At 70.1% G+C, this 20,956-nt stretch carries 19 protein-coding genes, 1 tRNA gene and 1 pseudogene; 11 read left to right on the forward strand and 10 right to left on the reverse strand.

Going from position 1 to position 20,956, the window contains the following annotated elements:
- Positions 1 to 61: 61 nt before the first annotated feature.
- Positions 62 to 406 (reverse strand): WhiB family transcriptional regulator, encoded by a 345-nt coding sequence (locus tag ACIBW6_RS27660; RefSeq protein WP_363192615.1) that lies wholly within the window; start codon positions 404 to 406, stop codon positions 62 to 64.
- Between the two features lie 451 nt (positions 407 to 857).
- On the opposite strand from ACIBW6_RS27660, the gene ACIBW6_RS27665 reads away from it, so the two are divergent.
- Entirely contained in the window at positions 858 to 3,137 is a 2,280-nt protein-coding gene (locus ACIBW6_RS27665) for a transglycosylase domain-containing protein (RefSeq protein WP_399064190.1), read from the forward strand.
- 361 nt (positions 3,138 to 3,498) lie between these two features.
- Here the strand turns inward: ACIBW6_RS27665 and ACIBW6_RS27670 are convergent, their stop codons facing one another.
- The gene (locus ACIBW6_RS27670) at positions 3,499 to 3,963 is read right to left on the reverse strand and encodes a GatB/YqeY domain-containing protein (protein ID WP_399064191.1); all 465 of its coding nucleotides are present in this window, start codon (positions 3,961 to 3,963) and stop codon (positions 3,499 to 3,501) included.
- A gap of 68 nt (positions 3,964 to 4,031) precedes the next feature.
- Between ACIBW6_RS27670 and ACIBW6_RS27675 the strand changes: the two genes are divergently transcribed.
- Entirely contained in the window at positions 4,032 to 5,042 is a 1,011-nt protein-coding gene (locus tag ACIBW6_RS27675) for a metallophosphoesterase (RefSeq protein ID WP_399064192.1), read from the forward strand.
- Positions 5,043 to 5,217: 175 nt separating this feature from the next.
- On the opposite strand, the pseudogene ACIBW6_RS27680 reads toward ACIBW6_RS27675, so the two are convergent.
- Positions 5,218 to 5,940: pseudogene (locus ACIBW6_RS27680) on the reverse strand (dienelactone hydrolase family protein); the annotation flags it as partial.
- A 253-nt stretch (positions 5,941 to 6,193) separates the two neighbouring features.
- Here ACIBW6_RS27680 and ACIBW6_RS27685 point away from each other — a divergent pair.
- From ACIBW6_RS27685 to ACIBW6_RS27695, 3 genes are all read left to right on the forward strand, one after another.
- Positions 6,194 to 6,943 carry a Pr6Pr family membrane protein gene (locus ACIBW6_RS27685; protein ID WP_399064193.1) on the forward strand — a complete coding sequence of 250 codons (750 nt, stop codon included), beginning with the start codon at positions 6,194 to 6,196 and terminating at the stop codon, positions 6,941 to 6,943.
- Positions 6,944 to 6,995: 52 nt separating this feature from the next.
- A tRNA-Pro gene (locus ACIBW6_RS27690) sits at positions 6,996 to 7,069 on the forward strand.
- Between the two features lie 377 nt (positions 7,070 to 7,446).
- The gene (locus ACIBW6_RS27695; protein ID WP_399064194.1) at positions 7,447 to 8,949 is read left to right on the forward strand and encodes a PE-PGRS family protein; all 1,503 of its coding nucleotides are present in this window, start codon (positions 7,447 to 7,449) and stop codon (positions 8,947 to 8,949) included.
- Here ACIBW6_RS27695 and ACIBW6_RS27700 read toward each other — a convergent pair.
- From ACIBW6_RS27700 to ACIBW6_RS27715, 4 genes are all read right to left on the reverse strand, one after another.
- Positions 8,879 to 9,721, reverse strand: a complete 843-nt coding sequence (locus ACIBW6_RS27700) for a PE-PGRS family protein (RefSeq protein WP_399064195.1) — start codon at positions 9,719 to 9,721, stop codon at positions 8,879 to 8,881. The two genes, ACIBW6_RS27695 and ACIBW6_RS27700, sit on opposite strands and share 71 nt — an antisense overlap.
- A 157-nt stretch (positions 9,722 to 9,878) precedes the next feature.
- Positions 9,879 to 11,408 carry a LacI family DNA-binding transcriptional regulator gene (locus tag ACIBW6_RS27705; protein WP_399064197.1) on the reverse strand — a complete coding sequence of 510 codons (1,530 nt, stop codon included), beginning with the start codon at positions 11,406 to 11,408 and terminating at the stop codon, positions 9,879 to 9,881.
- 48 nt (positions 11,409 to 11,456) lie between these two features.
- Positions 11,457 to 11,834 (reverse strand): helix-turn-helix domain-containing protein, encoded by a 378-nt coding sequence (locus ACIBW6_RS27710; RefSeq protein WP_399064254.1) that lies wholly within the window; start codon positions 11,832 to 11,834, stop codon positions 11,457 to 11,459.
- A 74-nt stretch (positions 11,835 to 11,908) separates the two neighbouring features.
- Positions 11,909 to 12,166, reverse strand: a complete 258-nt coding sequence (locus ACIBW6_RS27715) for a helix-turn-helix domain-containing protein (RefSeq protein WP_399064199.1) — start codon at positions 12,164 to 12,166, stop codon at positions 11,909 to 11,911.
- Positions 12,167 to 12,650: 484 nt separating this feature from the next.
- Between ACIBW6_RS27715 and ACIBW6_RS27720 the strand changes: the two genes are divergently transcribed.
- The 6 genes from ACIBW6_RS27720 (at position 12,651) to ACIBW6_RS27745 (ending at position 18,547) form a co-directional block, all read left to right on the forward strand.
- Positions 12,651 to 13,556: a hypothetical protein gene (locus ACIBW6_RS27720; RefSeq protein ID WP_399064201.1), complete on the forward strand. Its 906-nt coding sequence runs from the start codon at positions 12,651 to 12,653 to the stop codon at positions 13,554 to 13,556.
- Entirely contained in the window at positions 13,553 to 14,251 is a 699-nt protein-coding gene (locus ACIBW6_RS27725; protein WP_399064256.1) for an ATP-binding protein, read from the forward strand. Before ACIBW6_RS27720 ends, ACIBW6_RS27725 begins: the two co-directional genes overlap by 4 nt.
- Before the next feature lie 82 nt (positions 14,252 to 14,333).
- Entirely contained in the window at positions 14,334 to 15,665 is a 1,332-nt protein-coding gene (locus ACIBW6_RS27730) for a hypothetical protein (RefSeq protein ID WP_399064203.1), read from the forward strand.
- A 222-nt stretch (positions 15,666 to 15,887) separates the two neighbouring features.
- Positions 15,888 to 16,301, forward strand: a complete 414-nt coding sequence (locus ACIBW6_RS27735; protein ID WP_399064258.1) for a plasmid mobilization protein — start codon at positions 15,888 to 15,890, stop codon at positions 16,299 to 16,301.
- A 4-nt stretch (positions 16,302 to 16,305) separates the two neighbouring features.
- Positions 16,306 to 17,970, forward strand: a complete 1,665-nt coding sequence (locus ACIBW6_RS27740) for a relaxase/mobilization nuclease domain-containing protein (protein WP_399064205.1) — start codon at positions 16,306 to 16,308, stop codon at positions 17,968 to 17,970.
- 103 nt (positions 17,971 to 18,073) lie between these two features.
- Positions 18,074 to 18,547, forward strand: a complete 474-nt coding sequence (locus ACIBW6_RS27745; protein WP_399064207.1) for a hypothetical protein — start codon at positions 18,074 to 18,076, stop codon at positions 18,545 to 18,547.
- Positions 18,548 to 18,615: 68 nt separating this feature from the next.
- Here the strand turns inward: ACIBW6_RS27745 and ACIBW6_RS27750 are convergent, their stop codons facing one another.
- The 3 genes from ACIBW6_RS27750 to ACIBW6_RS27760 all read right to left on the reverse strand — a co-directional run bounded on the left by ACIBW6_RS27750 (position 18,616) and on the right by ACIBW6_RS27760 (position 20,659).
- Positions 18,616 to 19,311, reverse strand: coding sequence for a hypothetical protein (locus ACIBW6_RS27750; protein WP_399064208.1), 696 nt, complete (start codon positions 19,309 to 19,311; stop codon positions 18,616 to 18,618).
- Positions 19,312 to 19,408: 97 nt separating this feature from the next.
- The gene (locus ACIBW6_RS27755) at positions 19,409 to 19,774 is read right to left on the reverse strand and encodes a hypothetical protein (RefSeq protein WP_399064210.1); all 366 of its coding nucleotides are present in this window, start codon (positions 19,772 to 19,774) and stop codon (positions 19,409 to 19,411) included.
- A gap of 198 nt (positions 19,775 to 19,972) precedes the next feature.
- A complete protein-coding gene (locus ACIBW6_RS27760) occupies positions 19,973 to 20,659 on the reverse strand; it encodes a DUF317 domain-containing protein (RefSeq protein WP_399064212.1) in 687 nt (228 codons plus the stop codon).
- Between the last annotated feature and the right edge of the window lie 297 nt (positions 20,660 to 20,956).

Raw genomic sequence — 20,956 nt, forward strand, 5'->3', positions numbered from 1 at the left:
CGTACGTGCCGGAGCGGCGAGTCGCGCGGCCCGGGCGACGAGGCGCGGGCCGGGCCGCCCGCTAGCCGACGGCCGCGTACCTCTCGTACGTCTCGTCGTCCTCGAGCTCCGCGGGCAGCAGGCCCGCGCCACGCTCGTACTCCGTCCGTGCCGTCTCCAGGAGCCGGCGCCACGACGTGACCGTCGGACGCCTGCGCAGCAGTGCCCGGCGCTCCCGCTCCGTCATGCCGCCCCACACGCCGAACTCGACGCGGTTGTCCAGCGCGTCCGCCAGGCACTCGGTCCGCACGGGACATCCCGTGCACACCGCCTTCGCCCGGTTCTGCGCTGCTCCTTGTACGAACAGTTCATCCGGATCGGTAGTGCGGCAGGCCGCCTGCGCACTCCAGTCGACTACCCAGCCCATACCGGCGCCGTCCTCTCCCGAATCGAGGCTCCCCCACGGCGGCAGCGGCATATTCACCGCCGCCAGTTGAGGACGTTACGGAAGGTGGGCACAGCGCAACACCCCCTTCGGGCCCAATCTTGGATGGCCCGAACGGACTATGCGTAAGCGGCAGATCACCCGACGGAGTGACCGGGGGACATGCGTAATAACCCCGGCAAATCGGGACGGTTCACTGAGACCACAAGGGACGCCGAACGACACACAAGGCGATTCCGGACACCCGGCGGGTCCCGCGCGGGGGGCCGCAGGAGGGTCCGGGAATGACTACAAGAGGCACCGGAAAAAATGCCGGGAACGATTCGGGTTCGTCCCACGTCTTGATACGTGACCGCACTGCTGTGACAGTTGAGTGCAGCTTAGGCCAAGGCATATACGCCTGTCCGGAGAATCGACACGTAGGCTGCCCCGCATGGGAAAGAAGCGCTCGGCCGGTAGCGGCGGCGGTCTGTCGCCGACCCAACAGGCCGCCAAGTTCCTCGGCGTCAGCGTCCTCGCAGGCGCCGTGCTCGCCGGCATCGCACTGCCCGCCGCGGGCGCGCTCGGCCTGGCCGCCAAGGGTTCCGTCGAGGGGTTCGACGAGATCCCCGCCAATCTGAAGACCCCGCCGCTGAGTCAGCGCACCACGATCCTGGACAACCAGGGCGGCAAGATCGCGACGGTCTACTCCCGCGACCGCACCGTGGTCCCGCTCTCCGCCATCTCGCCGTACATGCAGAAGGCGCTCGTCGCGATCGAGGACTCGCGCTTCTACGAGCACGGGGCCGTCGACGCGAAGGGCATCCTGCGCGCCATCAACGCCAACGCGCGCGACGGCGGCGTCTCCCAGGGCGCCTCCACCCTGACGCAGCAGTACGTGAAGAACGTCTTCATCGAGGAGGCGGGCGACGACCCGACCAAGGTCGCGCAGGCCACCCAGCAGACGATCGGCCGCAAGGTCCGCGAGCTCAAATACGCGATCCAGGTCGAGGACGAGCTGGGCAAGAAGAAGATCCTCGCCAACTACCTGAACATCACCTACTTCGGGCAGCAGGCCTACGGCGTCGAGGCGGCCGCCCAGCGCTACTTCTCCAAGCACGCCAAGGACCTGAACATCCAGGAGTCGGCGCTGCTCGCCGGCATCGTGCAGTCGCCGAGCCGGTACGACCCGGTCAACGACGAGACCGAGGCGACCAAGCGGCGCAACGTCGTGCTGACGCGCATGGCGCAGGTGCACGACATCTCGCCCACCGAGGCCGCCGCCGCGAAGAAGACCCCGCTCGGCCTGAAGGTCAGCCGGCCGCAGAACGGGTGCATCACGGCGGTCAAGGGCGCGGCCTTCTTCTGCAAGTACGTGGAGAAGGTCTTCAAGAGCGACCCCGTCTTCGGCAAGACGAAGGAGGAGCGCGCGAAGGTCTGGGACCGCGGTGGTCTGACGATCAAGACGACGCTCGACCCGCAGTCGCAGAACTCGGTGCAGGCGTCCGTGAAGCAGAACGTCTACAAGACGGACTCGGTGGCCACCGCGGTCACGCTGGTCGAGCCCGGCACGGGCAAGATCCTCGGCATGGGCCAGTCGAAGCCGTACGGCTACGGCAAGAACGAGACGGAGTACAACTACTCGGTCGACTACAAGTACGGCGGCTCCAACTTCGGCTTCCCGACGGGTTCGACGTTCAAGCCGTTCCTCGCCGCCGCGGCGCTGGAGCAGGGCAAGCCCGCGACGCAGGAGTATCCGGCGCCGTACGAGATGCCGTATCCGAGCACGGTGCAGACGTGCAGCGGCAAGCCGTGGGTCAACGACGGCGGCTACAAGGTGGAGAACGAGAACGAGTCCGAGGTCGGCCCCTTTCAGCTCAGGGAGGCCATGGAGAAGTCGGTCAACACCTACTTCGTGCAGATGCTCGGCGACGTCGGCATGTGCCCGGTCGTCAAGATGACCGACAAGCTCGGCGTGGTGCAGGGCAACGGGACGAAGGTGCCCGAGGTGCCCTCGTCGATGACCCTCGGTTCGACGGGTCTGTCGCCGCTGACGATGGCCTCCGCGTACGCCGCCTTCGCCAACGAGGGCACGTACTGCACGCCGATCGCCCTGGAGTCGATCACGGGCCCCGGCGGCAAGGCGCTGCCGGTGCCGAAGTCGTCATGCTCGCGCGCGATGTCGACGGGGACCGCGGACAAGATCAACACGCTGCTCAGCGGCGTGGTGGACTCCGGTACCGGTCAGGAGGCCGGACTCGGGGACCGGGACAACGCCGGCAAGACCGGTACCACCGACGCCCGTAAGAACGCCTGGTTCGTGGGGTACACGCCGAACCTGTCCGGCGCCGTGTGGGTGGGCAGCGCGCAGCAGAACGTGCCGATGACCGACATCACCATCGGCGGCCGCTACCACGGCGAGGTCTACGGCGCCGACACCCCGGGCCCGATCTGGCGCAGCGCCATGACCGGGGCGCTGTCCGGCAAGCCCGCGCCGAAGTTCACCCTCGTCCACATCCCCGACGGGAAGAAGGACAAGGACAAGGACAAGGGCCAGGACGGCGACGGGAACGACGACGGCAAGCCGGGTGCCGGCGGCGGCAACGGTGGCGCCGGGAACGGTGGCGGCGACGCGCAGCCGCACTTCTCCATCCCGCCGGGCCTGTTCGGCGGGAACGGGAACGGGGGGAACGGTGACGGGGGGAGCGGTGACGGGGGCGGCTGGGGTCGCTGACCCGGGCGGGCCCGTGCGGTTCCCCTGCCGGGGGGTGCGCGACTCGGTGTGACGCCGGGTGGGGCCGATTGTCGCCGCGCTTCCCTTGCCGGGGTGCTCGACTCCGGGTGACGGCGGGTGGCGCCGATACCCGCCGCGTCGCCCATGGACGCAGGAAGGGGACGCCCTCGGTGAGGGCGTCCCCTTCGTCGTACCGCTTGAACGGGGCCGGTTGTACGGGGTCGGTTGTACGAGGCCGGTTGTACGAGGCCGGTTGTACGAGGCCGGTTGTACGAGGCCGGTTGTACGAGGCCGGTTGTACGGGGACCGCCCGCGTGCGCCCCGGGTCAGCGTCACCGACCCGGGTCGCGCCCCGCGCGGGTCAGCTCGCGAGCAGGCGCTTCACCGTCGCGGCGACCCGGCCGCCCTCGGCGCGGCCCGCGATCTTCGGGTTGGCGATCTTCATGACCTGGCCCATGGCCCGCGGCCCCTCGGCCCCGGCCGCCCTGGCCTCCGCCACGGCCTGCCCGACGATCTCCTCCAGCTCCGCGTCGCTGAGCTGCTGCGGCAGGTACACGGCGAGGACCTCGCCCTCCGCCAGCTCGCGCGCCGCGGACTCGGCACGGCCGCCCTTCTCGAACGCGTCGGCGGCCTCGCGGCGCTTCTTCGCCTCCTTGGCGATCACCTTCTGCACCTCGTCGTCGGAGAGCTCCCGCTTCTCGGTGCCCGCGACCTCCTGGTTCGTGATCGCGGAGAGGGTCAGCCGCAGCGTCGAGGAGCGCAGCTCATCGCGCTCCTTGATCGCGGCGTTGAGGTCGTCCTGCAGCTTCGACTTGAGCGTGGTCATGGCCCGATTGTCGCAGGTGCGCGGGGAGCGGCGCCCGCCGATTTCCGGGGCCGGGCGGGTCTGACACGATGGGTGACATGCGCGTGCGATACGAAGCTCCCTTGCAGGCTTCCTCGAAGACGTCCCAGCTGCTGAAGACGTCCCTGAAGACCTCCTTGAAGGTGACGGCGGGCATCGCGGCCGTGGGCGCCGCCGGAGTGGCCTACTCGGCCGGTTTCGAGGCCCGTTCCTTCCGGCTGCGCCGGGTGACGGTCCCGGTCCTGCCGCAGGGCATGCGCCCGCTGCGCGTCCTCCAGGTCTCCGACATCCATATGGTCAGCGACCAGCGCAAGAAGCAGCGCTGGCTGCGTTCGCTGGCCGGGCTGCGCCCCGACTTCGTCATCAACACGGGCGACAACCTCTCGGACCCCGAGGCCGTGCCCGAGGTCCTGGACGCGCTCGGCCCGCTGATGGAGTTCCCGGGCGCGTACGTCTTCGGCTCGAACGACTACTACGGGCCCCGGTTCCTCAACCCCGCCCGCTACTTGGTGAACAAGACCCGCGGCAAGCACGGCCTGAACGGCAACGCGCCCGCCGTCGGCGTGATCCACAACCCGTGGGAAGGCCTGCGCGACGGCTTCGACGAGGCGGGCTGGCTGAACCTCACCAACACCCGCGGCGTCCTGAAGGTGGCCGGCGCCGAGATCGGCCTGACGGGCATCGACGACCCGCACATCAAGCGCGACCGTTACGCGGAGGTGGCCGGCGGCCCGCTGAGCGGCCCCGACTTCTCGCTCGGCGTGGTCCACGCCCCGTACCTGCGGGCGCTCGACGCCTTCACCGCGGACGGTTACCCGCTGGTCCTGGCCGGCCACACGCACGGCGGCCAGCTCTGCATCCCCTTCTACGGCGCCCTCGTCACCAACTGCGACCTGGACACCGACCGGGTGAAGGGCCTGTCCCGGCACACCGCCGAGGGCAACACGTCGTACCTCCACGTCTCGGCGGGCTGCGGCACCAACCGCTACACCCCGGTCCGCTTCGCCTGCCCGCCGGAGGCGTCGCTGCTGACGCTGACGGCGGCGCCGCGGGGTCGCTGAGGCGCCCGGCTTACGGGCTCGATGGGGGCGTGGCCCGGGGCGTGACTGGGGGCTCTGGCGTGCGCTCGGCCGGGGGCTTGGGCGTGCGCTCGGCCCAGGGCGTGGCCGGGGGCTCGGCCGGGCGCGTGGCCGGAGGCTCGGCCGGGCGCGTAGCCGGGGGCGTGGCCGGGGCTCCGGTCAAGGGCAGGCACTCGGCGAGCAGGCCGACGACGTCCTGCCAGGCCCGCCGCGCGTGGCGCGGGTGGTGGCCGACGCCGGGGCGCACCGTGTGGTCGACCGACGGGTGATGGAAGGCTTGCAGGGCGCCGCCGTAGACGACGAGGCGCCAGTCGACGCCCGCGGCCTGCATCTCGGCGGCGAACGCGTCCCGCTGCGCGGGCGGCATGATCAGGTCCTCCGATCCGACCCCGGCCCACACCGGGCAACGGATGCGGGCCGCCTCGCCCGGCCGGCCGGTGGTCAGCCCGTTGACCGTCGCGATCGCGCGCAGGTCGACGCCGTCCCGCCCGAGTTCCAGCGCGACGGCGCCCCCGGTGCCGTAGCCGACGGCGGCGATCCGCCCCGGGTCGGTCCGCGGCTCGGCGCGGAGCACGTCGAGCGCCGCGTGGCCGATGCCCCGCATCCGGCCGGGGTCGGCGAGCAGCGGCAGGCAGCGGGCCAGCATCTCCTCGGGATCGGCCAGATACCGCCCGCCGCCATGCAGGTCGAAGGCGAACGCCACGTACCCCAGCTCGGCGAGCGCGTCGGCCCGCCGCCGCTCGACATCACTGAGCCCTGTGCCCTCGGGGCCGACCAGGACGGCGGGGCGGCGGTCGCCACCGGCTGGAAGCGCGAGGTGACCGGCCATCTTCAGGCCGTCGGCGGAGTATGCGATGGTGCGCGTGGTGACGGTCGTCATGAGCGGGGACGGTAGTGAGCGGCGGGGCCGGGTGAGGCGTTGTTCTGCTGGGGGCAGAGACAGGTCCGGGCGGTACGCCGGAGCGGCCCCCGGCGGGCGGGTCCGGGCGGTTACGCCGGAGCGGCACACCGGCGCAGCCCACCAGCGCGGCGCCGGGCGGCACACCGGAGAGACACCCCGGCACGGCGGGCTCGGCATGGGCGTGGGCCCCGCGCTGTCGCTCCCCGCCACCCCGCCGTCCTACGGTGGGTGGATGATCGACCCCCGTGCCTCAAGCGCCCGCTCGGTACCGGCGGAAGCAGTGGTCCCGCGACGACGCCGCCCGGTGGCCGCCACCTTCCGCGCTCTCATCGCGCTGGCGGCGGTGACCGGCATCGTCATCGACCTGGCGATCAGCGACAGCGCGCTCCGCGTCCTCAGCTACTTCACGATCCAGTCCAACATCCTGCTGGCGATCGTCCTCATCCTGTCGGCGGCCCGCGCGGCGACGGCCCGCCGCCCCCTCCCAGGACTGCTCACAGGCGGCGCACTCCTCTTCATCTGCATCACCGGGCTCGTCTACCACGTGATCCTGGCGAACGATGCCAGCGGCTTCTCGATGACGGACGACCCCGACCACGCGATGACCGGCGCGCGTCAGGTCTCGAACCAGCTCCTGCACACGGTCACCCCGATCGGCGCCGTCCTGGACTGGCTCCTGCTGACCCGCCCCGGGACCCTGCGCCTGCGCCACGCGGGCATCTGGCTCGCCTACCCGCTGGCCTACTTCGGCTTCGCCCTGATCCGCGGCGCGATCATGACCCCGGGCACCCCGGCGCGCTACCCGTACCCGTTCCTGGACGTCGACGCCCACGGCTACGCGGGCGTCCTGGGCAACGCCGTGATCTTCGGCCTGGCCTTCTACGTCCTGGCCCTGCTCCTGGTCACCGCGGACCGGTTCCGCCCCCAGATCCGGGGCCCCGAAAACCGGATTTCGTCTCAGGCCGCCGGTCCGCTAAAGTAATCGATGTCGCCGCGACCGACCCATCCGGGTCAGGGAAGCGGAGCAACGACATCGGGGTGTAGCGCAGCTTGGCAGCGCGCTTCGTTCGGGACGAAGAGGTCGTGGGTTCAAATCCCGCCACCCCGACAGCCAAAACAGCAGGTGAGGCCCGGTACTGAGAGATCAGTACCGGGCCTGATTTGCGTTTCGACCCTGTTTTGGGAGCCATTTGGGAGCCAACTGGGTGTGATCTTCGGGAGTCGGCTCCCAGGTTGGCTCCCTAGCAGTGGCCTTCCGCCGCCTCCTAGCGCGATGTACGCCTCGCGCCGCGAGTGAGTCACTGCACGGCTTGTGCCAAGCAGACCTGAGACGGTACGACGATCGCTATGCACCCTTGGTCTCCGTTAAATGACCGGCAGCTCGCGCTCCTCACCCGCATCGGAGGCGGAACCGACCCCGTCACTTCTGACAGCCCCGAGCTCGCCGTCACGGCTCGCGCGCTCAGAGACCGGGGCTTGGTGACCATGCCCAGGAAGAAGGGGAGGTGGCAGGCGGAGATCACTGACGCGGGTCGCTTCTATCTGGAGCGCGGTCACCATCCCGACCGTCCAGAACTGGCTCCACGCAAGCCTCGCGCGGCGGCGTCTGAAGCCGAGACGCCGGTTGTCGCTGCCCCTCGGCAGGATGCCGATCCTCCGACGGAGACGAAGCCTGTATCGAAGCGTGCCGCGAAACCTCCGCGCCCGTCGCCGGCGGCTGTCGGACCGGCACTCATCGCGCAGGTGCAGAAGGCCGGACGATTCCTTCGGATCCCGGACCCCAGTGCCGAGGAACGGGCTCGGTATCGCAGGGCGTTCGACGCGGCGCGGCAGTGCGCTCCAGAGGGTTATCACCTGAAGTACAGCGGGCGGGCGAAGGGCGACTTCTTCCTCGGCCTACTCCGGGTGACCGGTGAGGACGACACCGAGTGGAATCGGATCCGTTTGGCGCGCAGCCGTGTGATCACTGACGTCGACGACGTGCTCGCCGCGGTCACCAAGGACCACAGCGCGTTCGAGATCTCCGAGGAGGTCCTCCCGAGGGTGCTTGCGCTGATTCGGCTCCTCGCCGATCAGGCACTCGCGCGGTACGGCGAGATCGCAGTGTCCAAGAAGCGCAGGCAGCCGAGGCCGCTGCTCACTGTTCACGGCAGGACGTACGAGGTCGGCTTCCGCGAGCGGCAGAAGCAGGTACGGTACGTCCCCAAGCAGCCGGGCCGACGCACGTACGACTGGCAGCGGGTTACGCCAGCCCACAAGTCCGAGCCGTCCGGCGAACTGGAGCTGCTGGCCAGCGAGAACTCGGGCTACAGCTACAGCTACGGCTGGAAGAAGGAATGGGCCGACACGGCGAAGAAGCCGTTGGAGGAGCAGATCGCTTCAATTTTCCGGGCGTTGAAGGCACGCGCGGAGGAGCAGGAGCGGGCCCGGCTGGAACGAGAGGCGGAGCAGCGGCGTCTGCGAGAGGAGCGTGAGCGTCAGGAGGCCGAGCGCCGGCGGCTGGTGGCGGAGCGGGAGGAGCGCGAGCGGCGAGAGTGGGAAGCCGCGGTAAGTGCGGCTTCGGTCAAGGCGGTTCACGCCGTACGGGCCGAACACTTCGGCACGGCCCTGGAACAGTGGCGGGCCGCAGGTGAGATCCGGGCGTTCTGCGCCGCGCTGGCTGAAGTCGCCGCCGCGTCGGAAGATGCCTCCGAAGCTGAGAGGCTGCGTGAGTGGTCGGCTTGGGGAAACTCGGAGGCCGATCAGCTCGACCCCACCACGAACGGCCAGGGCCTGGCCGCCCGTGACTTCCACGCGGAGCCGACGAAGAAGCAACTGCGGCCGTTCCTCGACGGGTGGCACCCGGACCGGCCGGAGAAGGAGAAGCCTCCGGCTCAGCCAGCGCCTCCCATGGCGGAGCTGGACCCATGGCGCGGCGTCATCGACGCACGTCAGGATCAAGGGTGGCGATATGGACGCCAAGGTCGCGCTCAATGGTGGAGGCGATGACACCGTGACCTCGGTCGCGTAGGGCCTTGACAGCTTTCTCGACGAGTTCTCCGAGCCGGATGACCTCGGCGCGCAGGGCTACCAACTCGTCGTAGCGGTCGGCCTTGTCTTCGCCGCACCAGGCCCGGACGGTTCGCAGGACAGCTGCCTCCGCATCCAGCTTCCGGTCGTCCCGCCGACTGTAGGAGTACCAGGAGGACTGGGCACGCTCCTGCTCGATGCCCTGTTGCTTGCGGTCCACCTCCGGAAGGATCTCGTCGGCGAGGCGGCCGGCGACCTGGCGGACGACCCGCTCGGTGACCGCCCACCCAGCCAGGCACATGCCGTGGCGGTTCTCGTAGACCATGGCGTCGCCGCGGAGTTCAGCTGCGTCCATGCCGATGAGCGGTGCCGTCTCATCGAGGCGGCTCAGCTCCAGGACCCCGGCGTCGGCCACCGTTCGGCGCAGGCGCAGCCTGTTCTTCGGGCGGACGAAGCCGAGGATCAGGCGGGCGGCCTCGAACTCCTTACTGCCCCGGACGTGGCGAGAGGACTCAGCCAGCGCCAGCTCCGCCGCGTCATCCGCGCGGAACGTATCAACGTCCGCCCACGGTGCTACCAGGGAGCCGGAACTGACCCACTCCTGCAGGCCGGCGGCATCGCCTTCGAGGAACCGCACGTGGACCCAGCCAGACCTGCCGGGGCCGCCCACGCGTACGACCTCCACCTGGCGGACCTCGCTGCCCAGGTCCTTCGGCCTCGCGCGGTACACCCAGTGCTCGCCAATCTCCATGTGCCTATTGAGCCAGGTCTGCTGGCCCTCTCACCGGGCGTTTGCCATAACCTCCGGAGCGAGGTGACTTCCAGGAGGTTGACGCTGCTCCACAAGGCGTCGCCAGAGACGGCTGTGCCTCCGGCGGTGACCGCCAGAGGCACAGCCGTATTCGCCGCTAGGACTCCACGGGCTGACGTGATTCCCTGCGCGCACGTAGGACATCGCCGAGTACGCGCACTGGTGACGTGGGGCTCATCGCCAAGCGGGCGTCGAGTGCCGTCTCCCACTGCTCGGTCAATCCGAGCATGAGGCGCGTGCGCATCCCGGGGGTGACGTGGGCATAGCGCGCCGAAACGGAGCCGTCGATGTGGCCCATGCGGTCGTCCATGAGGACCCTCTCGGTACCGAGATCCTCCATCACCGTTCGGTGGGTGTGGCGGAGGCCGTGGGGTGTGAGGCCCCTGGCGATCGGGAGCCAGCAGGCGTCGGCCCGGTGTCTGGCGCCACGCCCTCGGGCTGGGACGCCGGGCCACGGCTCACCGAGGAGCGCTACGGGGCGGGCTTCCTGCGGTGCCTTCTTCGGGTACCAGCCGGAGACCGCCGGCGTGAACAGCCACGTCGCGAATCCGTTTCGGCGCCAGTGGGCTGCGTGCTGCGCCACCGCGCCGCCCCGCACGAAGCCCAGGTCCACGATGGCCTCCTCCACCCTCGCCCGCTTGGCTTCGGTCACGCGGTCGGGGTGGTTGAGGACGTTGGAGACGGTGCCTGTGGACACCTCGGCGCGGCGTGCGACGTCGACGAGCTTCGCACCGTGGTGGCCACCAGTGCGGGCCGTGCCCTGGCCACGGAAGACGTAGGTCTTGCCGTGACACGGGCAAGGTTTCGGCTTCGTACGGGCGACGTGGTTGGCGACCAGGGCCGACAGCCAGTCCATCGCGTCGATGGTGCGGTAGCTGTCGTCCTTGGGCGGGCAGCGCACGAGCTCGCCGGTGTCGAGTTCGTACAGCTGCCACTCGACGCGGACGGCCCCGGGGCGGGCGAACTCGGTCTCCAAGCCGACGATTTCGCCCCAGCGCATGCCGGTGTAGCCCTTGAGGACGACGGCGACGAACTCGTCATCGCGGCCGGAGAGCAGGGCAGCTCGTTCGGCGGTCAACAGGATGCCGAGCGGGTCGGTGACGACCTTCTCCGGGCCACGGTCGCGGGAGCGGCCGGCGCGCTTGCCGCGTCCACGCCGTCTGGCGGCCGGGTTGGACGTGATCAGACCCTCTTCGATCGCGTCCTCGAAGATCAGGTGGAGCGTCGAGCGCCAGGTCTTGACGCTGGAGGCCGCGTAGACGGCCTTCTCCTTCTTCTCCCACAGGTCGACGTCCGTGCGCAGGATGCCGGCAAGTGCCTTGTCCTCGAAGTCGGGGAGCAGGTGCTCCTCGATGTGGCGCTTGTAGTTCTGCATGGTCGAGGCGGCCAGGTCCTGGGCCCCGTACCAGCGGTTCGCGTACTCGCCGAAGGTCTCCTGGCCGAGTGCCGGGTCGCGCCAGTCGCCGCGCCGGTACTTGTTCTCGACCTCGCTCGCGGCGCGCTGGGCTTCGCCCTTGGTGGCGAATCGGATCGCCTTGCCGGTGTCGTCGACCACTGTGAGGTGCTTGCCGGGCGCGGTCTTGTACCGGCCGCGCCAGTAGTTTCCGCGTTTCTCCGCGAAACCCAACTTCCGTCTTCCTCCCCTGCTCTCGGCTTGTGACTGGGCGCGGGCGCGCTACGCGACGGTCTCGTACTGGGTGCGGCGTGGCGGTCGGGGCCGCAGACGCCCTGGCGTCGGGGCCGTAGTCGGCTCAGGAGGCCGGGCGGCACGAGTTCGCGAGGGAGGGCTTGTCGCTGCCCGACTCGTCGGCGCGCTGCTGACGGGTCGCTTCGGGCACTCTTCGTGGAGGCGCACGATCTCGGCGAGGTGCGCGCCGGTGAAGCGGTAGGCGCGGCCGACACGGGTGTGCGGGATGAGTCCGCGTCGGGCCCGGTCCTTGACCCACCAGGCGGAGCAGCCGAGGGCTTCGGCGATTTCTTCGGGGCGGTAGAGACGAGGCAAGGGGGCTCCGCCCTCGGTGCCGGGAAGGCGTCGTACGAGGGCAGGGGGTATGTCGGAGTGGTGCAAGAAGGGCGGGTCCTTACTGGGTGGGGGCGTGCTCGGTCAGCGGTGCTGAGCGGTCCTCGTCACGTGGCGGTCGGCCTCTGCAGCAGCACGAGAGGCGAGACGAGGAGGGCTTCGGCGATCACGACGAGGTCGTCGACATCACATCGCCGTTGGGCGCGTTCGATGCGGGACAGCATGGTGTTGGACATCGGGTGGCCGAGGGCGGTCACGTGGCCGGCCAACTGGCGTTGTGACAGGCCGCGTTCGGTTCGGAGGATTTCGATGGTGCGGGCCGCCTGCATTCCTGCGGGTCCGACTTCCAGTGGGCGTGGGGGCATGGCTCCAATTGAAAGGTGCATTCGCCGGTTTGGGTAACCGGCGATCGTGGTCTATGTTGCGCTCGCGTTGTTCGCCGGGATGCGGTTCCAGGGAGTCGGGAAGAAGCAAGGAACGATGCACCGATCACGCCTCTGACGTGCGGTGTTGTGTTGTAGCTTCGCCGTCGCCAGCGCGTCAACAGCTTCCCGATGTGATGCTTCTGGCTCGGCCGACCGGGCAACTATTTGGTCAACCGCCGATCGTGCCTTACGGTTTTGCTCCCGCCTGCCACCCGGCCCCATTTCTCGCGGCCTTTCTGCCGTGAGAGATTGCGCCGGATAGGGCTGGACTTGCGCGACTGGGGTGTGGCTATGTTGACGACACCCCCGGAAACGCAATCGCTTCTCTGCGCGCGTCCGCGCCAACACCCCCTCGAATCCCGCCCCGACCGACGGTGAGCCGTGATGTCGCCGCACACGCCACCGAGTGAGGAACGCCCCGCACTTGGCACGAATCCGCACCATCAAGCCCGAAGCCTTCGTCTCCGAGTCCCTGACCGCCGAGCGCACGTTCCTCGGCCTGCTCACCCAGGCCGACGACCAGGGCCGCCACCGCGACCACGCCGCGATCATCGCCGGGCAGTTGTGGGTCCTACGCCCGGAACACACCCCCTCCGACGTCGAGACGGACCTCGCCCAGCTCGCCGAGGCCGGACTGATCTGCCGCTACAAGGGCCCGGATCACAAGCGATACCTGCACATCGTGACCTGGCACCAGCATCAGAAGATCAACCGGCCCAGCAAGAGCCGCCTCCCGGGCTGCCCGGTTCATGACGCTTCGGTCGGCGCCGCACCTGCCACGGGAGCCGGTGTCGTGGAGTCCTCACTGCGACCTCACGCAGTCCTCCCTGAGGGCTCCGGCGAGGGACGTGAGTCTGCACTGCATCCGGGGCACCATAGCGAAGCCGCAGGTCAGGCGCGCTTCACGGAGTCCTCCGTGAAGGGTCAGAGAGCGCTCGGCGAGGCAGCAGTGACGTCTCACCGTCCGGATCTAGGACCTAGGACCATGGATCTAGGAGATATCCCTTCGGGGGGCGCAAGCGCCCCCGCGCCCGACACCATCTCGGCCAAGCAGCTCCTTGCCGAGTACATCGCCGCGTGCAACCACCGCCCGCCGGACGCCTTCCTGAGCCACCTCGGCAAACAGGTGCGCACGCTGCTCGACGAAGGCATCGCTCCCGCCCACCTCCGGGTCGCCCTTGAACGGCATCGGATCAAGGGCATGTCCCCGGGAGTCTTGCCGAGCCTGGTCCACGAGGTCATGAACGCGGCATCCTCCGCCACGCCCGCTGCCCACCGGGCGTGGACGAACCCCACCGACGTCGTCGCCGCTTACGGAGATGAGCTCTGACCGCCACCCTCACCCGCGCACCCCAGCCGGTCGGCGCGATCACCGACCGGCTCAACACGATCCTCGCCAACCGCGGCATCGACCCCACCACCGCTGCCGCCCACGAGCCGGCGCCCGAGACCGTCACCGCCCTGGAGCTCGCCGACGCTCGCATCCCCGCCCGCTACCGCCCCGCCCTGGCCGACCACCCCCAGATCACCGCCTGGGCCGACCAGATCGCCCGCGCCGGACGCCCCGGCCCGACCGGACCCGGCATCGCCGAGGGCCCGTCGCTGCTGATCGCTGGCCCAACCGGCACAGGAAAGACCCACCAGGCATACGGCGCCGTACGCGCCCTCCTCACCCGAGGCGTCCGCCTGCGCTGGGAAGCCACCATCTCCGCCGACCTCCACGCGCGCCTCCGCCCCCGCGCCGGCCACGACAGCGAACGGGAACTGCAGACGCTGGCCCGCTGCCCGCTGCTGCTCCTGGACGACCTCGGCGCGGCCAAGACCAGCGAATGGACCGAGGAGCTGACCTACCGGCTCATCAACCACCGGTACGAGCACATGCTCCCCACCCTCATCACCACCAACCTCCCCACCGCCGAGCTCCGCACAGCGCTCGGCGACCGCGTCGCCTCCCGCCTCGCAGAGATGACCGAGCGGGTCATCCTCACCGGGCCCGACCGACGCCGCACCGCGCCCGCCGCCTGAACGACGCACGCCCCCCTCACCGCCCCGCCCGTCCGCGCTTCCGCATGCCCTCGAACGCGCGGACCCCTTGGAGAGCCTCTGCATGACACCTGGCACCACCACACTCATCAACGCCAACGGCATCGGCATGCCCGCCTTGCCGCACTGGCTCCCCGCGCCTGCGGCTATCGCGGCCCTGCTCGTCGTCGCGCTATCCGCCGCATGGTCCCTGCAGCGATGTCTACGGAAGCCGAGCACTGGAAAGCGTCGTAGCACCGCCGCGATCCCGGTCGCCGCCATCGCCGCGATCGGCTGCACCGCCTACAGCGCGGACACCAGCCGGCGCTTCGCCGCCGACTACCTCGACATGGGCAGCACCATCGAGCGCGCCGCGATGTTCGCCGCCGCTGAACTCGCCTTGTTCGCCAGCGCACTCATGGCCCGGCAGAACCTCAACGGCCCGAAGCAGGCGCCCGGCGCGCCCGGCACCCTCACCTGGGTAATCACCGGCGTGCAGATCGTGCCTGCCTACGCCGAGTCCGGCCTGGTCGGCGGAACCGTGCGTGCCGTCGTCGGCCCGGTTCTGGCGGCTGTGCTCTGGCACCTGGCCATGGGCATCGAACTGCGCCACCGCAGCCCGCACGCCGACTCCCGCAGCCTGACCGCCCTCCTCACCCGACAGGCACGCGAACGGCTGCTAGCTCGTCTGGGGATTGCCGACCGGGACACGGATGCCGCCCGGATCATCCGTGACCGCGCCCTCGACCGGGCCGTCACCCTGATCCTCCGGGCAGAGATCATCCCGCCCGACAAGCGCACGAAGTGGCGAGGACGGCGCCTCACCCGCCGCCTGCACCAGGCTCTGGAACAGGCCGATGTCGACCGCGACGAACGCCAGGACGAACTGCTGCTGCGCAAGCTCGCCACCCGCCAACAGGTCACTGCCCTGGCCTCCAAGCCATTGCCCGCGCGGTGGCCCGAACCCACCACGCGTACGCGAGGCGGCTCCGCGACGGCCCACCCGCGGGCCTCGGCAAGAGGGCGGGCAGAAACTTCGGGCCGCCCGCCCTTCAAGGTCGCGGGCGATGATGCCGCCGACGGGGCAGCCCGTCCGCAGCCCGAAAACCGCCCGCAACAGCCCGCCCGCACCACCGTCGGCCCGGAACGAAAGCCGGGCGAGGAGCCGCCGAGCCACGACCAATGGGCGGCCTCGCGGGGGGAGTCGAAGCGCCCGAGCCCCAAACCACGCGCGACACGGGACCTCCTCAACGAGTACGCCCGTGACCTCTACCGCGAGCGCGGACGTCTCTCCCGTGACCTGTTGGAGGAAGCCGTGCGCAAGGACGGCTACAGCGTGGCCAGCGACACCGCCGGCGAGGTAGTCCGCACCGTCAAGGCCGAGCCGCCGACGGCGCCCGTCGGCCACCCACGCTGAGTCCACCCAACACCCAAGGAAAGCCACTCAATGCACGACTCGCACAACGAGCTCCCCACTCCCCAGGAGGGGATGATCACCGGCCTCGGCAGCGCAGCAAGTTGTCGGATAAGGAGTCCTTATCCGGCCCCCGCCCTGGAGGGGGTGGAGGCGTCCGGCGCCGAGGCGGCACCGGAGTCGGCCGGCCCAGGGGGGCCAACCGAGACAGGGGGAGCCGAGTCGTTGTCGAGCGTGCCGCAGCAGCAGTCTGCGCCGCGTCGCCGTCTGCGTGACAAGCAGCTGCGCGAGCGCCGCGTCCACACTCGCTACAACGACGACGAGTTCGCCCTGATCGTGAATGCCGCCGCCCTGAGCGGCATGGCCGTTGGCGGCTACGTAGCCGAGTGCTCGCTCGCTGCCGCCCGCACCGACGACCTCGCCGCCGCGGTCGCCGACTACCGTGCCATGGTCAAGGCGCTGATGGCCGCCAACGGACGGCTCGGCATGATCGGCAGCAATCTCAACCAGCTCACATGGCACCTCAACAAGGAAGGTACCTGGCCATATCCCGACGTCGTCCAGCGGCTCCTGGCGCGCGTGGAGGCATCCATCGCCGAGCTGGACACCGCCGTGGCCCAGGTCACTGAGGGGCGGTGAGCGGGTGATACCCAAGATCATCCTCAGCGCCGGCCCGCATGCCACGCGCCGCACGATCGGCTACCTCTTCGGCAAAGGCCGGGCCAACGAACACGTCGACCCCCACCTGGTGGCCTCCTGGAACGGCTTCGCCCCCGACCCCGGCCGCAGCCCCCACCGCGATCCGAAGGACGCGATGGCCCAGCTCGTCGCACAACTCGACCAGCCCGTGAAGATGCTGGGGGACAAGGCACCCAAGGACACCGTGTGGCACTGCCCCGTCCGGGCCGCCCCCGAGGACCCGATCCTCACCGACGCCCAGTGGGCCGACATCGCCCGTCGGATCGTGGCTGCCGCCGGCATCGCCCCCGACGGGGACGAGCACGCCTGCCGCTGGGTGGCCGTCCGCCACGCCAACGACCACATCCACATCGCCGCCACCCTCGTACGCCAGGACGGCCGCCGCCCCGAGCGCGGCTACGACCAGCGCGCCGTCCAGCGCGAGGCCCGCAAGATCGAAATCGACTACGGGCTCAGGCAGTTGAAGCAGGGAGGCGGCACCGGAGCCAAGCGGCCCACCAGCAAGGAACACTTCAAGGCCAAGCGCCTGGGCCAGGACGCCGCCACCCGCGACGTGCTGCGTCTGCGGGTGCGCCGCGCGGTCGCCGCCGCGGCCGACGAAGCCGAGTTCTTCGCCCTGCTGGACGCCACGGGCGTGATCGTGCGCCTCAAGCTCGGCCCCTCCGGCGACGCGCTCGGCTGCAACTTCGCCCTGCCCGCAGACACCAACGACAAGGGCGAGCCGGTGTTCTACGCGGGCTCCACCCTCTCCCCCGACCTGTCCCTGCCCAAGATCCGCAAGAACCTCGCCACCACCGGCCCCGAACCGGCCACCGCCCGGCCGGGCAACCCGTGGCACCAGGCCACCGCCGCCGCCGAGCGCATCCCCCACCACCTCGCCCACGACGACGACCCCGCCGCCCAGGGCCAGCTCGTTGCCCTGGGCGCGACGCTGGACCTGCTGCCGGTCACCGCTCCGGCCGCGCTGAGGGCCGAACTCGAACGGGCCGCAGCCGCCTTCGAGCGCGCCACCCGCTCCCGTATCACCGCCGATCTCGCCAGCACCCGCGCCCTGCGCCGCAGCATCCAGGCGATCTGGCGCGACCACCCGCAGGAGCGTGACAGCACGGGGCTGGCGATGCTCCTCGACGCCGCCCTCACCGCTGTGGCGTTCGCCGTGCACTGGCACCGCACCCACCAGCACGCCCAGCAGGAAGCAGCCGCCGCACAGGCACTCCCCTACCTGCAGACCGCGTACGTGCAGGTCACCGAGCCGGTCCTGGCGGGCCTCGCCCAACGCACCCCCAGTGACCAGACCAAGCGCCGCTTCGCCCATCACCTCCAGGAGGTGGTGCCGGAGCACGCCGAGCGCATCCTCAACGACGCCTCCTGGGACGCGCTCGCCACCGTGCTCGCCGAGGCGGAAGCCGCCGGGCACAACCCGGCCACCGTCCTGGACCAGGCCCTCGGACAGCGCACGCTCGACGACGCCCACAGCCCGGCCCGCGCGCTGACCTGGCGCATACGGCGCCTCGGCGAGCGTCACGTCCCCAGCCCCCGCGCCCAGGCAGCAGCCCGCCCCACAGTCGGCGTGCCGCTTCAGCAGCGGCCTCCTGCGCGGCGGCGCTGACCCGCAGGCGCGCGGACTGTAGCCGATGATCCCCGGTTACCGAAACCGGGGATCGTCCGGAGCATTTGTGCCCCACCCCCTACCTCCGGAAGGAACCACCTGCATGGCCCAGACCGACATCCGCCCCCGCGTCGTCATCCTCCTCGCCTACGTGGACACCTCCCGCCGCGACGAACCCGGTCGCCTGTACCGCCGCGACGGCCGCCCCCTCACCGTCGCCGAGCACGACCTGTTCGCCACCAGCACCTCGGACGAGATAGCTATGGCCGTCGCGCACAGGCTGCCTGATGAGGCCGACTGGATGAGCGAAGCCGACCTGGTGGCGAAGGCCCTCGTCAGCCTGTACATGAAGTACGCGTACCAGCTGCCCGACGACTCCCTGGACAGCGTCTACGACCTCATGACCGACGAGGATTACGCGGAGTTCGAGCGTCTGACCGACGTCCAAAGGCGCCCTGTACGCACGCGAAGAGCACGCCGAACTCGAAGAAGACTGACCAACCACACCCCAGCGGGCGGCGATTCAGGACCACGCCCACCAGCCAGCGCCCTCAGCACCACGCGCCCATCAACGTGAACCCCAGCCCCACACATGCCGCAGGCCCGACCGGAAACACCGGCCGGGTCTGCGGCATCCACACGAACTCACGTGGTCACACGGGCTTTCGCCACCGCCCTCTCCACATGGGCATCAACCAGCGCGGCCGAACCCGAGACCACCGCAACGACCATCCCCACACGAACAGCCGTCTGCTTGACTACGCGGCTGCGCCCGTCAGCGGTGAAGGTGAGCAACTGGCCCCAGCGTTCGTCCCCCAGCCTGGGCACGGACACGCTCCGAGTCGTGACCGTGACGGCCGCGCCGACGAGGACCCGGTAGCTGGAGCAGGACGTCATCGCCTCAAAGATCCGGCCCACCCCGCTGGAGAGCTCGCCCGCGGTACCGCTGTACAACTCCTCAGAGACATCCGAACCGTTGCCGCTCGCGTAGGTGAAGGAGACCTTCGCCCGGCTCGGGAAGTCGAGGCTGCCGCCAGCGGCAGCGTCGCCGCCGAGTTCCCTCAGTGCGGGACAGCCGGTCACGGTGACGTCATCGTGCTGATCGGGCTGCTCCGGCTTGCGGGCGTAGCCCTCGCCCAGGTCACCCTCGTCCAGAAGCCTCTTTGCCAGCGCGGCCGAGGACAACGGCCCAGCAGCCGGGGCGTTCCCGCCCTCCTGGTGTCCTGATGTGGAGGCGGAAGACGTCGGGTCCGTGGCGCGGGTGCTGCCGCTGGAGCAGGCCGTCAGGACCAGGACGGACGCAGCTCCCAGGCAGAGCGCTGTCGTGGTGGGAAAACGCATGTGGAACCCCCATGTTGGTGCGGAGCGAATGGTCTGACTAACCCGGCTCTCCGGGGCCGGCGATGTGGAGGGGAAGGGAAAGGGGGTTTCGTGGGAGTCAGTGGCCGAGGTGGCGCAGCCCGTCCTCAAGGGTGGGGTGCCAGTGGTCGGCCGGACCGGAGTGGCGGTGGTACCAGGCCGCGTCCAGCCCCAGCTCCCTCGTCGTATGGCCGGCACGGCAGCGCAGCCACACCGAGTCGTCGCGCAGGCAGAGGACAACCCAGTGCCGGTACGCGCCGCATGCGGGACACTCGCGTACCTCGCCGTCGAGGACGAGCGGCTGGTCCCAGCGCATCATGAACCCGGCGACGTCCTGGCGGGACGGCGCCCGAAATTCCGGCGGCAGGAAGTCGGAGTCCGGCCCAGCCTCCCCGGTGTCCTGGACGGCAGCGGCGACAGGGCCGGGTGCATTGGGCCAGGGCATTTCGGTGTGCATCTGCAGCAACGCCTGGCCCGCTCGCTGAGCGTCACGGAACGCACGGTCGGTGCGAGCACGGCGCCGGAATATTCGGAACATACGGGTCTCCTTAATTGTCATCCGGCGAGTCCGGGGAACAGCCCTCTCAGGGACATCGGCGCTCGGCGAGGAGCGGCACGCCAGCCACCCGGGGGGCGTGGGTCGTCAGCTGCGGCGGACGACCATGAGCCGGCCCTCAGCGTCCTTGGGCAGGGTCCGGCGGGACACCACGGCCGGCGAGGCCAGAGAGGAGGCAAACGCAGCGACCAGATCATGGGGGACACCGGCGCTGAAACTGGCGCACCACAGATACGGGGCGCCGAGAACGGGTTCCGTCCACGCCTGCCAGCCCATCAAGCCGGGGTGCGGATCGGCGTCCTGGACGAGCGGCGGCTGCCGCTCCAGGGAGAAGGTGGCGGAGAACCCGGGGTCCATGGCGGTGGTGTGGGGACTGTCCAGGTCACGGACCCAGCCCTGGGCGCCAAGCGCGTTCAGGACCGTCTCGGGCCCCTCGTAGCCGATGTCGGGCGCCTCGCGGGTGTCGACCGCAACGAGGAGGTCGGCGAGTGCCTCATACGGGATACCGGCGGTGAAGTACGCGTTCCACGATGTCATCACGGAGTCGGCGTCCGGGCGGGCACTCAGTTGCCAGGCCACGGGCAGCCCGCCCAGTTCGAACGGGTAGGCCGCGAGGACCCACTCGGCACCGCACAGCCGGTCCGGGCTCACGTACAACAGGGTGTCGCGGGAGGTGGGCCACATGCGCCAGCCGAGACCGCTCAGGGCGGACCCGATCTGCTCGGCGAGTACGCCGTCGTCACCAGCCAGGTGCCGAGGGGTGAACCAGTACAACGGCTTCTGCGAGTCGGGGCGGAGGGGGTCGCTGGGGTGGTGCGGGTACAGGGGCGCCTCCGTGGGTTCGGGGGTGGGTGCTCTGGCGGGGTGTGTACGTTGACATGGCTTGCGGCCGGGCACCAGTCATTTCCGGGGATTTCCTGTCTGCCAGTGGCGAACTTGAAAGAAGGCGGACAAATTTGCCGTCGCACGTAGGGGCCAGCCCCCTCGTCCTGCCTGAGTGCAGAAGGGGCAGACGGCATGACGACGAGCGAGTAAACCGCGTTCCTTCATGCGTCTCTGGCTGCACGCCCG

Source organism: Streptomyces sp. NPDC049813, from assembly GCF_044465085.1.
Taxonomy (GTDB): domain Bacteria; phylum Actinomycetota; class Actinomycetes; order Streptomycetales; family Streptomycetaceae; genus Streptomyces.